The 12,580-nt window shown below is 71.2% G+C and carries 15 protein-coding genes; 6 read left to right on the forward strand and 9 right to left on the reverse strand.

Annotated features, from left to right (window positions below; all coding sequences use genetic code 11):
* Positions 1–65: 65 nt before the first annotated feature.
* The 4 genes from ACGFI2_RS10405 to ACGFI2_RS10420 all read right to left on the reverse strand — a co-directional run bounded on the left by ACGFI2_RS10405 (position 66) and on the right by ACGFI2_RS10420 (position 5,674).
* Positions 66–815 (reverse strand): hypothetical protein, encoded by a 750-nt coding sequence (locus ACGFI2_RS10405; protein WP_393513793.1) that lies wholly within the window; start codon positions 813–815, stop codon positions 66–68.
* A 201-nt stretch (positions 816–1,016) separates the two neighbouring features.
* Positions 1,017–1,622 (reverse strand): hypothetical protein, encoded by a 606-nt coding sequence (locus ACGFI2_RS10410; protein ID WP_393513796.1) that lies wholly within the window; start codon positions 1,620–1,622, stop codon positions 1,017–1,019.
* Entirely contained in the window at positions 1,619–5,074 is a 3,456-nt protein-coding gene (locus ACGFI2_RS10415) for a protein kinase (protein WP_393513799.1), read from the reverse strand. The genes ACGFI2_RS10410 and ACGFI2_RS10415 overlap by 4 nt, the downstream gene beginning before the upstream one ends.
* Before the next feature lie 9 nt (positions 5,075–5,083).
* Positions 5,084–5,674 (reverse strand): DUF7019 family protein, encoded by a 591-nt coding sequence (locus tag ACGFI2_RS10420; RefSeq protein ID WP_393513802.1) that lies wholly within the window; start codon positions 5,672–5,674, stop codon positions 5,084–5,086.
* A gap of 127 nt (positions 5,675–5,801) precedes the next feature.
* Here ACGFI2_RS10420 and ACGFI2_RS10425 point away from each other — a divergent pair, with 127 nt between their 5' ends.
* The 3 genes from ACGFI2_RS10425 to ACGFI2_RS10435 are packed head-to-tail and all read left to right on the forward strand — an operon-like array spanning position 5,802 to position 8,067.
* On the forward strand, positions 5,802–6,197 hold the full coding sequence (locus ACGFI2_RS10425) for a GntR family transcriptional regulator (RefSeq protein WP_393513805.1): 396 nt from the start codon (positions 5,802–5,804) through the stop codon (positions 6,195–6,197).
* A complete protein-coding gene (locus ACGFI2_RS10430) occupies positions 6,194–7,093 on the forward strand; it encodes an ABC transporter ATP-binding protein (RefSeq protein WP_393513808.1) in 900 nt (299 codons plus the stop codon). The genes ACGFI2_RS10425 and ACGFI2_RS10430 overlap by 4 nt, the downstream gene beginning before the upstream one ends.
* The gene (locus ACGFI2_RS10435; RefSeq protein ID WP_393513811.1) at positions 7,090–8,067 is read left to right on the forward strand and encodes an ABC transporter permease subunit; all 978 of its coding nucleotides are present in this window, start codon (positions 7,090–7,092) and stop codon (positions 8,065–8,067) included. Before ACGFI2_RS10430 ends, ACGFI2_RS10435 begins: the two co-directional genes overlap by 4 nt.
* Positions 8,068–8,108: 41 nt before the next feature.
* Here the strand turns inward: ACGFI2_RS10435 and ACGFI2_RS10440 are convergent, their stop codons facing one another.
* The 4 genes from ACGFI2_RS10440 to ACGFI2_RS10455 form a co-directional block, all read right to left on the reverse strand.
* Entirely contained in the window at positions 8,109–8,336 is a 228-nt protein-coding gene (locus ACGFI2_RS10440) for a ferredoxin (RefSeq protein ID WP_393513814.1), read from the reverse strand.
* On the reverse strand, positions 8,333–9,562 hold the full coding sequence (locus ACGFI2_RS10445; RefSeq protein WP_393513817.1) for a cytochrome P450: 1,230 nt from the start codon (positions 9,560–9,562) through the stop codon (positions 8,333–8,335). The genes ACGFI2_RS10440 and ACGFI2_RS10445 overlap by 4 nt, the downstream gene beginning before the upstream one ends.
* Positions 9,559–9,717: a hypothetical protein gene (locus ACGFI2_RS10450; protein ID WP_393513820.1), complete on the reverse strand. Its 159-nt coding sequence runs from the start codon at positions 9,715–9,717 to the stop codon at positions 9,559–9,561. Before ACGFI2_RS10450 ends, ACGFI2_RS10445 begins: the two co-directional genes overlap by 4 nt.
* Positions 9,718–10,090: 373 nt before the next feature.
* The gene (locus ACGFI2_RS10455; RefSeq protein WP_393513823.1) at positions 10,091–10,231 is read right to left on the reverse strand and encodes a hypothetical protein; all 141 of its coding nucleotides are present in this window, start codon (positions 10,229–10,231) and stop codon (positions 10,091–10,093) included.
* A gap of 111 nt (positions 10,232–10,342) precedes the next feature.
* On the opposite strand from ACGFI2_RS10455, the gene ACGFI2_RS10460 reads away from it, so the two are divergent.
* Positions 10,343–10,810 carry a hypothetical protein gene (locus tag ACGFI2_RS10460; protein WP_393513826.1) on the forward strand — a complete coding sequence of 156 codons (468 nt, stop codon included), beginning with the start codon at positions 10,343–10,345 and terminating at the stop codon, positions 10,808–10,810.
* A 39-nt stretch (positions 10,811–10,849) separates the two neighbouring features.
* On the opposite strand, the gene ACGFI2_RS10465 is transcribed toward ACGFI2_RS10460, so the two are convergent.
* On the reverse strand, positions 10,850–11,107 hold the full coding sequence (locus ACGFI2_RS10465; protein WP_393513829.1) for a hypothetical protein: 258 nt from the start codon (positions 11,105–11,107) through the stop codon (positions 10,850–10,852).
* A gap of 381 nt (positions 11,108–11,488) precedes the next feature.
* Here ACGFI2_RS10465 and ACGFI2_RS10470 point away from each other — a divergent pair, with 381 nt between their 5' ends.
* Both ACGFI2_RS10470 and ACGFI2_RS10475 read left to right on the forward strand, forming a co-directional pair.
* Positions 11,489–12,376, forward strand: coding sequence for a helix-turn-helix domain-containing protein (locus ACGFI2_RS10470; RefSeq protein WP_393513832.1), 888 nt, complete (start codon positions 11,489–11,491; stop codon positions 12,374–12,376).
* A complete protein-coding gene (locus ACGFI2_RS10475; RefSeq protein WP_393513835.1) occupies positions 12,369–12,569 on the forward strand; it encodes a DUF397 domain-containing protein in 201 nt (66 codons plus the stop codon). The genes ACGFI2_RS10470 and ACGFI2_RS10475 overlap by 8 nt, the downstream gene beginning before the upstream one ends.
* Positions 12,570–12,580: the final 11 nt, after the last annotated feature.

Consider the following 12,580-nt stretch of genomic DNA (forward strand, 5'->3'; position numbering starts at 1 on the left):
CGGGCGAGCCATTCTGCTCAGGGCATGTGGACGCAGCGCATACCTACAGCGGACGTCCGAGGGGTTCAGCGGTACTGACGCCGCTGGGCGGCCAGGATCTCGCTTCGCATCTCGGGTGGCAGTTCGACCACCTCGACCTGGATGTGGAAGGTTCGGAGTGCGCCGGCAGCCCAGGATCGGGCGGTGGTGAAGTGCCGAGCCGCTTCCTCGTCGGACAGGCAGAGCACCATCCGGGGCCGCGCGGGAAGCGTCGAGGCGACGAACAGCAGTCGCATCGCGTCGGCGAGAACCTTGTTCTTCTGCGCGGGCTTGGGTGGCCCCTGATGCGCCCATGCCTCGACAAGGACGGTGAGGCCCTCGTCGGCGCCGTCGACCTCGACCCGCGCGCCGTCGGGCAGAAGGAACCTGCGGGGCCGCAGGGCCTTTCCCAGACGTTCACCCAGCAGGGCGAGCATGACTCCCTCGGCCCGCCGCTGCGTGGCGCTGTCCCCCGCCGCCGGCTCGGGCAGAATCTCCTGCGCGACGATCGCGTCCGCCGGCTCGGTCCGGATCTCGTTCACGATCTTGCCGCTGGTGCCGGTGTACCGGCGCAGTCGGCGGTCCTGCTCCAACCTGCGACATGCCTGGTTGATCGTCTGCCGGGGCCGCACGCCCAGCCGTCGCGCGAGTTCGTCGTCGTCGAGCGGCGCCCGGGTGCGGATCAACTCCTGGATGATGCGCTCCGCAATCGTCAGCACCATGCTCAGCTCCTCCGGTTTGCTCCTGTGGTCCCGGGCGTGGTCCGGCCAGCCAACCAGACGCTCGAAGTGGATCAACGTTTCGGTCAGGAACGCGGCTCCTCACCCTGCGCGCGAGTTGGTGGCCACGACGACCGGTGGGCGACGACACGTCGCTCGAACGAGGAGGCGCGATGATCGTCAGCCCGTTACGACCGGAGTGGACCGGCCACGTGGAACGGTTGATGGCGTTGGGCGGGCCCTACCTGCGGCCGCGCACCTCGTCGGAATACGAGTGGATCAGGGTGCGGGGGGAATGGAGACCCCGTTGTCGTCGAGTAGCGAGCCGTCCAGCGCGCGATCGGTCTCGACGGCGGTCAGCGACACGGCCACGTCGCCGTCGCCGGTCGGGAAGCGGGTGAAGCTCAGCAGGATGAATCCCAACCGTTTGTTGCCCCGTACGGCGTCGTCGAGGGGCCTGGTGTTCACGCCTTCGACCAGCCACTGGTAGAGAGGTTGCGCGTCCTCCTGCCGCCACCCCTTCAACCTGCCGTGGTGAACCGCCAGCGCCAGCTTCTCGGCCAGGTATCCGGGATCGCAGACGCTGGTGATCGTCAGTTCGAGTTTCTCGAACCGGTGTCCCGCCCCGAAGTGCCACCGGGCCTGCACCTTGCGAACCCCGGGGGTGAGCGGCCGGCCGACGAACATCCAGTGGTACGCGTCCAGGAAGGGTGCGTGGTTCTTGAGCCAACCGCTCCCGTCCCGCTCATGCACGACCCAGGGCGCCGGGATCTCGTTGAATTCGTCGGTCCACACGATCTCCGGGATCTCCCAGGCATCCAGCCAGGACCGTACCTGCTCCCGGTTGGCCAGGAACTTCGCCCGCAGGTCGGACTTGGATGTCATCGATCACTCCCGTGGTCCCAGTCGAGGCCCCAGACCCGGACGTTGCCCTGGTGGTCCCCGGTGACGATGGTGCGGAACGAGGCGTCGGCGCGGATCGCGTTCACCCGGACGGGGTGACCGCGCAGCGATCGGATCCGGCGCCGGGCGCGGAGGTCCCAGACGTCGACGGTCTCGTCCCCGCCGTCTCCCGCCACGGCGTATCGACCGTCGGAGGAGACCGCCACCTCCTCGGTTCCGGGGCGGAGATCGGGCTCCGCGAGGGCCCGCCCGTCGAACGCCACCTCTCCGGTCGCGGTGTGCCAGACCACGAAGCCCGCCATCCCGGCGAGGACGGCGAGGCGACGCGAGTCGGCGAAGGCCAGGTCCGCCGACGAGCTGTGCTTGACCCCGTCGAGGCGGTACAGCGGGCGCCGGCGCTCCGGCCGCCACGCGGTGAGGCGGGTCATCTCGGCCAGCAGCAGCACGCCGGAGGCGAAGCGGATCTCCGTGTGCGAGTGGACGTCGGGGAAGGTCCGCACCACCTTCCCGGTGTCGATCGACCGGACCTCCACGCCTGTCGTGTCGCCCGTCGCCAGGTGCACCGCGATCGAGCGGGACCTCTCGTCCGCCGTGACGCCATGGATCGTCCCGGCACCGGTGCGGATCTTCGCGACGCAGGCCGCATCCTCCAGCGACCACACCGTCGCCAGCCCGTGTCCGAACCCGACCGTCAGCAGGTCGCCGGAGATGTCGAATGTCGTCTCCCCCTCGTCGCGGGGCAGGGCGCCGGCGATCTTGAGACGCGGCTCGAACGTCGCGGTGTCGTGGCACGCGACCGACCCGTCCGCGTAGCGGATGACCAGGTCGCGCCCGGCCCGGGCGAAGTGCAGGCCGCGGGCGGGGTTCCGCCTCGCGACCACCGAGCCCGCCTTCTCCAGCGTCTCCAGGTCGAAGATCTCCACCTCGTCGACGTTCGCGGGAAAGGCGAACAGTCGCCCGTTGTCGCTGACGTCGAAGGCCCCGTGGGCGAGCATCACGTCGGACAGTTCCTGCTCCACCCAGATGCCGGCCAGTCCGGTGCGTCGCCGGCCGCGGCCCGCGTCCCGGGAGGCCCGCCGCAGCCGCGGATGGCGCGCGAAGCCGGGAATGGTCCTGGCCTCGCGGATCGCGTCGGTCGCGCGCGCGCTCTCTCCGGCCGCGATCATCCCTTCGATGCGCGCCATGACCTGGTCGAACGCGCGCTCCTCGGAGGCGAGGGTGCCGACCGGGCGAGGCGGCGCGTACGCCCAGGGGGCGAGATGTCCGGGCAGCGGCATCGGGAGGCGCGACAGCGAGGTCCGGCCACGGTAGCCGTCGCGTTCGGCGATGACGGCGTATCCGCAGTCGCCGCTGAACACGGTCGCGTCACGATGCGACCCGCGCTTCCAGTCCTTCGGGAAGGTGCGGACGCAGCGGCGGATGGCCAGCTCCAGGACCTGGAGGTCGCCGGTCCCGGGGTCGAGCAGGGCCCAGCCGGCCCGGCCCGAGACGCCGAGCAGGTCGTATCCGAGGAGCCAGGGAACCTCCCACCGACGCGGCTCGTCCCAGACCCGCAGGTCCACCGTCATCATGGACCGGAAGCCGAGCCGCAGGACGATCGACCCGTCCGCCGCCAGGGCGATCCTCCGGTCGTCATCGTCCATTCCGTCGGACGGCATCTGCAGGCCGCGCATCCGCGTACGCCGCAGGGGCCACCACTGCTCCACCCGGCGATCGACGTCGGGGCGGCGGCCCAGTGAGGCGGAGACGCACACCTCGGCGTCCCGGGCGAGGATCACCCGGGTGACCCGACCCTCGTGGGGTTGGATGTCGGCGACCGACTCCCACGTGTCGGTGCGGACGACGAGGACGCGACCGTCGGTCGTGCCCACGGCCGCGAAGCCGCCCTCCGGGCTGAGCGCCACGGCTGTTCCGCCGTCCAGCCGGCCTTCGAGTTCGGCGGTGCCGTCGGTGAGGCGCCACCGCTCGACCCCGGTGTCCTGGTAGCAGACGAGGACCCGCGCCCGGGCGTGGTCGATCGCGACGTCGACGGGGGTCCGACCCGAATCGGCGAGCTCGCCGACCACCCGGCCGGCGAAGGCGTCCCAGATCCGCACCCGGCCGGACGCCTCGGCCACCACCACGTGCGTCGCGTCGTGGTCGCAGGCCATCGCCACGACCTCGCCGGAGAACTGCCCGAACGTCTCGAGCGTGCCCCTCGGCGCCAGCCGGGCACAGCGCTCGCGGGCAGCGGTGATCTCGGGTGAGTCCGGATGCTTCCGGTCCGCCTCGGCCAGGTGCCTTTCCGCGAGGACGCCGTCGCCGCGTTCCAGGTGGACCATCGCGGCGAGGTGGTCGGCCTCCCACGAGTCGCCGGTGGCGCGCAGCTCCGACAGCAGGGTCTCGTCGGTGACGAGCCCGTCGGCCCACCTGGTCAGCCCGTGGTTGTAGACCGCCCGGACGTTGTGCGGATCGATCGCCTTCGCCTGCTCGAACAACTCGATCGCCCGGCGTTGCTCGCCGAGGTCCCACAGCGACAACGCCTTGTTGGACAGGCCGTCGGCCTTCAGCGACGGGGGGACCTGGTGGGAGCGCGGGTAGGGGCCGCCCGTGCGGTCCGCGTACACGGCGGTGAGGACGGCCTCCGCCTCGGCGGTGTCGTTGATCCGCGACCGGGGATCACGCGCGAGGCAGCCCGCCAGCAGGTCACGCAGCGCCGCCGGGAGATCGGCGCGCAGCGCCGCCAGCGCGTCCGCGCCGTCGTGGCCCCACTCCCAGAGCCGACGCCCGTGCAGCACCTCGATCACCGTCAGCGCCCAGGACCACAGGTCGCTGGCCCGACCGATCCGGCCGTCCGGATCGACCTGCTCGGGAGAGCAGTACTGCGGCGTGAATCCGCCAAGCGTCGCGTACGCGGTCTCGGCGGATCCCTGCGGATCCTGCGGGGCGTGCGCCTTCGCCTTGGCCGTGCCGAAGTCGGTCACCCGGGCCGTCTCGCCGTCGTACATGATGTTCGAGGGCTTGATGTCCTGATGCACCAGGCCCGCGGCGTGGGCGTGCCCGATGCCGCGCAGCGTCTGGATCGCGACGTCGAGCGCCGCCGGGAGGTCGCGGCAGCGACCCTCCCGCACCGCCGCGGTCAGGTCGCCGCCGGCGACCCATTCGGAGAAGATCACCGGGTACGCGCCGACGCGTCGCACGTAGGCGCAGCCGACCACGTTCGGGTGAGGGTCGAGATCGGTCCAGGCCTGTGCCTCCTGGGCGAGCAGGTCGAGGATGCCGGACGCGGCGGCCAGGTCGGGTCGCGGCGTCTTCACGGCGAGGTCGACGTGCCACCCGAGGTGACGGGCGCGGTACACGAAACCCATGCCGCCGGTCTCGACCACCTCCTCGATGCGGAACGTGTCGAGGACGGTCTCCCCCGGCCGCCACCGGATCACGTCCCCCGCGTCCACCCCGAGGCCCTAGTCGGCGAGCGCCACGTAGATCGGGCTGCCCAGCAACGCGCCGTTCGGTCCCGACTTCTCGGCCAGCCGCTTGGCGACGAACTCGACCGGTTGCGTCGGCCCCGGGAGCGCGTCCCCGATCTGCGCCAGAGCCTCGTGAAGGCGCTCGTCGTCGAACTCGCCCGGCTCCGGGCGCAGTTCCTGAAGCTTGCGGAACAGGTACGGCGGGACCGATCCGAGCGGTTCGGCGTCGCCGCCGCCGATCACGTGCGACGCCGAGCCGCCCAGCACGATGACCTGGTCGTCGAGGGTCCCCGCGAAGACCACGATGCCGGCGGTGGGGAACACCTGCCAGCGCATCGGCAGGCAGGCCTGGAAGTAGGGGCCCGGCTCGAACGCGGTGCCGATCTGGTCGGCGTCCTGGAGGTGCCGGATCACCTTCTCCAGCTTGTCGAGGTCGTGGCGCTCCGGCCGGACCGCCTTGCGGCTGTAGCGGACCACCTTCAGATCCACGGCCAGTTCGGTCTCGTGCTGCGCGGAGGGGGCGACCTGCGCCGCGAGGAGCCCGAGCTTGAGGTGCGACAGGTAGAGGTAGTACGTGAGGGTCAAGGCGCGCTCCGGTGGCAGGGAGATGGCCGACACCAGCCTACGTGGCGCGTGCCTGCGCTGCCGCCCCCGCGGTGACGCGCCAACTCACTGCTTTACTATGACCCTAGTAAAGCAGTGAGGGGCTACCGTGTTCATCTTCCGGCTCGACACCCACTCCGGCGTGCCGCCGTACCTGCAACTCGTCCAGCAGGTCCGCCAGGCGGTGCTGCTGGGCTTCCTCCAACCGGGCGACCGCCTCCCGCTCATCCGCGAGGTGGTCGAGGACCTGGCGATCAATCCGAACACCGTCGCCAAGGCGTACCGGCAGATGGAGCAGGAGAACCTGGTCACCGGCCGGCCCGGCCAGGGCACGTTCGTCAACGAACAGCAGTCGGCCGCGATGTCGCCGTCGACGTACACGTCGCTTCGCCGCGGCCTGGCGACCTGGCTGCGCCGCGCCTACGCGGCCGGCCTCGACGAACAGGCGGTCGATGCGCTCTTCACCTCCGTCCACCAGCAGACGAGGAACGAGGACGTGGCGTGACAGGGACCGAGATCGCGCTGCGCACCGACGGCGTGGGCAAGCGGTACCGGAAGGGCTGGGCGCTGCGCGACTGCACCCTGGCCCTGCCGGCGGGCGCCGTGATCGCCCTGGTCGGGCCGAACGGCGCGGGCAAGACCACGCTGCTGCGCCTGGTCGTCGGGTTGCTGGCACCGAGCACCGGCACGGTGGAGGTCCTCGGCCACGACGTCACCGCGAGCACCCCGCAGACGCTGTCCCGGATCGGGTTCCTGGCCCAGGACCACCCGCTGTACAAGCGCTTCACCGTCGCCGAGATGCTCCGCTTCGGCCGAGCCTGCAACCTGCGGTTCGACCAGGGGCTGGCCGAGCGCCGGCTGGCGAAGCTGGGCATCCCGCTCGACCGCAGGGCCGGTACGCTCTCCGGCGGGCAGCAGGCCCAGGTCGCGTTGGCGCTGGCCCTGGCGAAGCGGCCGGACCTGCTCGTCCTCGACGAGCCGGTGGCCAGCCTCGACCCGCTGGCCCGGCGCGAGTTCCTGCAGGTCCTCATGGGCGCGGTGGCCGAGGGCGGGGTGACCGTCCTGTTCTCCTCCCACGTCGTACACGAGCTGGAGCGCGTCTGCGACCACCTGGTCGTGCTCAACCAGGGCCGGGTCACGCTCACCGGTGACATCGACACCCTCCTCGCCGAGCACCGGCTGCTCGTCGGCCCGCGCACGGCCACCGACCTCGACCGCTCCGGCGCCGTCGTGGAGGCCGTCCACAGCGACCGGCACACGACCCTGCTGGTACGCGACGGCGGGATCCCGGCCGCGCCCGGCTGGCAGGCCCGGCCGGTCGGGCTGGAGGACCTGGTGCTGGCGTACCTGCGCCGGCCGTCCGAGCCGAGTGCCACGGTCCCGTCGGGGGTGGCGGCATGACGTGGGTGATCTGGCGCCAGCACCGGACCGAGGTCTGCGTCCTGGGTCTGCTCGTCGGCGTGTTCGGCGTCGCCCTGCTCGTGCTCGGGACGCAGGCCCACGACCTGTTCCCCGGCGGTCCCGCCCGGTGCGCGGGAGAGGCCGGTGTCGACGAGGCGTGCGCGGCCGCCTTCCGCCGGCTCGACGAGGAGTACGGGTACGTCGAGAACCTCCTGGCGGCCTTCTATCTGGTCCCCGCCGTCATCGGCGCGTTCCTCGGTGCGCCACTGCTCGCGCGCGAACTGGAGGACGGCACCTGGCAGCTCGCCTGGACGCAGGCCGTGCCGCGGATGCGCTGGCTGGCGGCCAAGCTCGCGGCACTGGCCGGCGTCACCGTCACGCTCACCGGGATGTTCACCGCGGTCCTCACCTGGTTCCGTCAGCCGTTCGACGCGTGGGAAGGGCGGTTCCAGTACGACGCCTTCGACCTGGAGGGAGTCGTTCCGGTGGCGTACGCGCTGTTCGCGTTCGGCGTCGCCACCGCCGCCGGGGCGATCCTGCGGCGCAGCCTGCCCGCGTTCGGCGTCGCGTTCGGGGCGTTCCTCGCCGCCCGGATGTCGGTGGCGCTGCTGGCCCGTCCCGCGTACGCCACGCCGCTCACCACCATGGAGCCGGTCCCGGTCGGCGGCTCGAAGGACCAGGCGGGGCACCGGACCGTGCCCGGCGTCGCCGACTGGATGATCGAACACGGCTACGCGGACGCCACCGGGCGCAGGCTGAGCTCGACCGAGTACTACGAGCTGGAGGACGCCGCCGACCGGGCCGGCACCAACCTCAACCAGTTCCTGCACGCGCGGGGCATCCAGCAGTTCGGGGTCTACCACCCGGCCGACCGGTTCTGGACGTTCCAGCTCATCGAGGCGGCCCTGTTCGTCGCCGTCGCGGCGGTCCTGATCGGTGTGGTGGTGTGGCGGTTACGGCGCCGTGTGCTCTAACGCCCTGACCACACACGTTCGCGGCCGGGCTCGATCCCGGGTCACTCCTGCGGCGCGATCAGCCGGCCGTCGGTGGCGTCGCGGATGGTGATCGCCTCCACCGGGCACGAGTCGGCGGCGTCGAGGATGACCTCGGCCGGAGCGACGACGTCGGCCAGCGGCGTGGACAGGCCGCCGACCAGACGGAAGTGCTCGGGCGCGGTACCGGCGCAGATGCTCGTGCCGATGCAGCGGCGCGAGTCCACCCCGACCCGCCAGGCGGCACTCACCAGGCCACCGGCATGCCGAGCAGGCCCCGCACCAACATGCCCCGCTTCCACTCCAGCTCGGCTTCCGGTACGGCGAGCCGCAGTCCGGGCAGGCGAGTCACGAGGGTGGCGACGGCGACCTGCAACTCCATCCGGGCCAGCTGCGCGCCGACGCAGTGGTGCACGCCGTGCCCGAAGCCCAGGTGCGGGTTCTGCTCGCGGTCGAGATCCAGCCGATCCGGGTCGGCGAAGACGGTACCGTCCCGATTCGCCGACGACAGTGAGCCGAGGACCGGCTCGCCGGCCCGGACCAGCACCCCGCCGACCTCGACGTCCTCCTTGGCGTACCGGGCGAAGGAGGATCCGACGCCGAGCGGCACGTACCGCAACAGTTCCTCGACCGCGGCCGGCACCAGCGACGGGTCGGCCCGCAGCCGAGCGAGCTGGTCCGGATTGTGCAGCAGGACGTAGACGAAGTTGGGGATCTGGGTCACCGTGGTCTCGTGGCCGGCCGCGAGCAGCCCTCCGGCCAGCTCCACCAGCTCGGTCTCGCTGAGCCGATCCTGATTCTCGTCGCGGGCCCGCACCAACGCGCCGAGCAGGTCGTCGATCCCCGGGTCACGGCGACGCTCGGCGACCAGGTCACCGATGTAGCCCCAGAGACTGTTCAGGTACTCCTGGATCGTTTCCACCGGCAGGGAGGTGGTCGAGACGATCGCCTCGGACCAGGTGTGGAAGCGGTCGCGGTCGGCGTACGGGACTCCGAGCAGCTCGCAGATCACCTGGATCGGCAGCGGCGTGGCGACGTGCTCCACCAGGTCGGCCGGCGGACCGAGCCGGACCATGGCGTCGACCAGCGAGTCGGCGATCTCCTGGGTTCGGGGTCGCAGCGCCTCTACCCGACGTGCCGTGAACGCCTTCGCCACCAACCGGCGCAGCCGGGTGTGATCGGGCGGGTCCATGGTCAGCATGCCGCTGGACTGCTGGCGCGCGGTGAGCCTGGGCTCGTCGCGTTGCACGGCCGGGGCGCGGCCGAACCGCACGTCGCCGAGGATCGTCCGGACGTCGTCGTACCGGGTGGCGAGCCACGCCTCCTCGCCGTAGGGCAGCTTCACCCGGGTCATCGGCTCGTTCTCGCGCAGCTCGCCATAGGTCGGATCGACGACGAGGCGGTCGGGCACACTGAACGGGTACGGCCGCGCGGGCGGAAGGGTCCGGCTCTCGGTGGTCCGCGCGCTCTCCGTCATCCGGATCCCCTTCGTCGAGACGGCGTGATCCTCAGGCCGGCATCACGTTCGTGGCGGCGCCGGATTGCGAACGTCCAGGGCTTGCGGACGGCACACATCAACGCGCCGTAATCCATCGGTACCGGATAGTAGCGATAGACGTCGATGATCGCCATGGCGGCGGTGCCACGTCCGTACGCGGGACCGAGTGGAACGCCCTGGATGTATCCGGCCTGTTTCGACACCCATGACGTTTCACCGGCCGATGCTCGGGGGCCGGGCGAGGCTTCTTCCGGCGTGCTGCTCAGGGCGAGCCGGGAACGTCAGCCGAGAGTGAGGCGTCGCTCCTGGTCGAAACGGATCCGTCCGCTGGTGAGGAGGTAGTCGACGGGGAACGCCTCGTCGGTGCGGTGAAGCAGCGCGCGCTCGGGGTGAGGTCCCGGAAGTCGTCCCAGCCGGTGCCGGCGCCGGGCCGCAGCGGTCGGGTGAGGGTCCGCGTCCACGGGTCGGTGAGGGCGCCGTCCGGGCCGAGCAACTCCAGCGTGAGCGTCACGTCCGCCAGCGGCTCGTCGCCCAGTTGGTCAGCGTGAGGTGCCGGACCAGGGCGGCGTTGATCGCCGGCTGCACGAGCAACGCGACGGCGAGCTGGTCGTCGTCGGCGGTGAACTGCGCGAAGACGCTGTCGGACATGGGCGTTACTCCAGGTGGCGAGGCCGGGAAGCGCGAGCCTAGCGGTCGACCGTTCGGTCGAGCCGCCCCCGGCGGATCTTGGTCGTCGTACCGCTGGGGCAGGATGGCGTCATGACGACGCACCCCCTGGTCTACGGGCACGCCACGCATCACGACTGTCTCGCCTTCGTCGACGCCGACACCGCGGCCGGGGAGGCCACCGAGATCCGGGCGCTCGCCGCGGCCCGCACCTGGGGCGAGGCCCGGCAGGTCCCGATGACCCACCTGGACAACCCCGCCGACAACGACGGCGACGAGGACGACGACGAGCCCTTCGACCTGACCGAGGTGGGTGCGGTGGTGGACGGGCGGTGGCCGCGGATGGTCACCACCCGGGCGTTCGAGGCGCTGCCGCAGGACCTGCGGGAGAAGTACGGCCGGCGCGAGCTGACCGTGCACGACGGCGACTACCTGGAGATCTCGCTCGACCGTGAAGGCGAGCTGGTGGCGGAGCTGCGCGGGCGTGGCTACCAGGTGACCCGCGACGACGATCTGGTCAACCTGCTCGACGGCAGGGACCTCGGCGCGCTCGCCGGCTAGGGGCAGGCGGGAGCAAGGTCCCGGCGAGGACTGCGGCGGTCATCGGGCGGGCAGGAGGCGACGGGAGCAGGGTCCGTCGTGGTCGGCGCCGAGCAGGCAGCGCCGGCCGTTCGCCATCGGCGCGTCACAGAAGACCCAGTGGCGTACGTTCTGCTCGTCCTCGGCCGAGACGGTGGTGCCACCCGGTTCGGCGCGTGGCAGCACGAGCAGCCAGCGGCCGACCACCCGGGCCATGCGCTGTGCCGCGGGCAGGTCGGCGGCGACGATCGGCAGGTGGATGACGTACCGCCGGTTCACCGGTCTTCTCCGGACCTGGCCGGCTCGAGGCGGCGCTCACGCGCCTGCCACGGCAGGTGGCTGGGGTACGCGGCGGCGCTCCCCCACGTCGTACTCCGAATGCCCACGACCATGCGCTGGCCTCCCTGTCGAGCCCTCAAGGTGGATGGGCGGTCCGCGCGCCCCCGCGCACGTGCGGACCGTGCCCGGCCCTGCCGCCGCAGCTCCGATCAGCGGTACGACGACACGGCTCCTGGTGGCCAGGATGGGACCCGCGACCGGCCACCTGCAACGTTCCACACCGCATTTCTCCCGACGTACATTGACTTTCTTTACTGCAACCGGTAAACGTTTCAGAGCATCATCACCCAGCGTTGCACGGCGGAACCGGGGAGTGCTCGGATGGCGGAAGACATCGGATCGACCGTGCCGCGCCGGCAGCTCGGCCGGCTGCTGCGGCAATATCGCACCGAGGCCGGCGTCACGCTCGACGCCGCCGCCGAGGCGCTCGAATACAGCCGGCAGAAGATCTGGCGCATCGAGTGCGGCATGGGCGCCGTCCGGGTGCTCGACGTCAAGGCGATGTGCGAGCTGTACGGGGTGTCCGACGAGCTGACCGACGCGATGAAGGGGCTGGCCACCGAGACGAAGTCGAAGGGGTGGTGGCACGCGTACGGGGACGCGGTGCCGAGCTGGTTCGAGTTGTACGTCGGCCTGGAATCCGCCGCCGCCAACCTCCGCCGCTACGACGAATCACTGATCCCCGGCCTGCTTCAGACGCGCAGGTACGCGCTCGGTCTGTACCACCCGGGCAGCCGCTTGAGCGTTGAAGAACGGGAACGTGCCGTCGAGGTGCGGATGCAGCGGCAGAGCCTGCTCACTCGGCGCCTCCCCAAGCCGCCGCGTCTGGAGGCTGTGCTCTCGGAAGCGGTGTTGCGTCGGCCGGTCGGCGGTGCCGCGGTCATGACCAACCAGCTCAACTACCTACTCGAAGCCGCACAGCTGCCGAACGTGTCGGTGCGTGTGGTGCCGCTTGCGGCAGGCCCGCATCCGGGCGCGGTTGCGGGCTCCTTCGTCGTCCTCGACTTCCCGGCGGCCAAGGGCGGGCGAGCTGCACCTGAGCCGTCTGTGGTCTACAGCGAATCGCTGACCGGCGCGCTGTACCTCGACAAGCCCGACGAACTGGCGGCCTATGAGAGCACCTGGAACGGTCTGGTTGCTCTCGCGTTCGGTGAGGCAGAATCGAGGGACATGATCAAGCGGATCGCCAGGGAGATGCGGCATGACTGACCTGACCGGTGCCATCTGGCGCAAGAGCACCCGCAGCGGCGACAACGGCGGCGACTGCGTCGAAGTCTCCACCAACCTCCCTGGGCTCGTCGCCGTCCGCGACTCGAAGGACCCGAACGGGCCCGGTCTCATCTTCACCCCACAGACGTGGTCCGCCTTCCTCAAGGGTCCGGTGCGGGACGAGCGTCGCTGATCAGGAGGCCG

The sequence above is a fragment of the Micromonospora sp. NPDC049282 genome, assembly GCF_043197045.1.
In the GTDB taxonomy this organism is placed as follows: Bacteria; Actinomycetota; Actinomycetes; order Mycobacteriales; family Micromonosporaceae; genus Micromonospora.

Coding starts and splice junctions, on each gene's coding strand:
- ACGFI2_RS10410 (WP_393513796.1), bottom strand. CDS start 1,622: ATGACATCCAAGTCCGACCTGCGGGCGAAGTTCCTGGCCAACCGGGAG.
- ACGFI2_RS10435 (WP_393513811.1), top strand. CDS start 7,090: ATGACGTGGGTGATCTGGCGCCAGCACCGGACCGAGGTCTGCGTCCTG.
- ACGFI2_RS10445 (WP_393513817.1), bottom strand. CDS start 9,562: ATGACGGAGAGCGCGCGGACCACCGAGAGCCGGACCCTTCCGCCCGCG.
- ACGFI2_RS10450 (WP_393513820.1), bottom strand. CDS start 9,717: ATGGCGATCATCGACGTCTATCGCTACTATCCGGTACCGATGGATTAC.
- ACGFI2_RS10455 (WP_393513823.1), bottom strand. CDS start 10,231: ATGTCCGACAGCGTCTTCGCGCAGTTCACCGCCGACGACGACCAGCTC.
- ACGFI2_RS10460 (WP_393513826.1), top strand. CDS start 10,343: ATGACGACGCACCCCCTGGTCTACGGGCACGCCACGCATCACGACTGT.
- ACGFI2_RS10470 (WP_393513832.1), top strand. CDS start 11,489: ATGGCGGAAGACATCGGATCGACCGTGCCGCGCCGGCAGCTCGGCCGG.
- ACGFI2_RS10475 (WP_393513835.1), top strand. CDS start 12,369: ATGACTGACCTGACCGGTGCCATCTGGCGCAAGAGCACCCGCAGCGGC.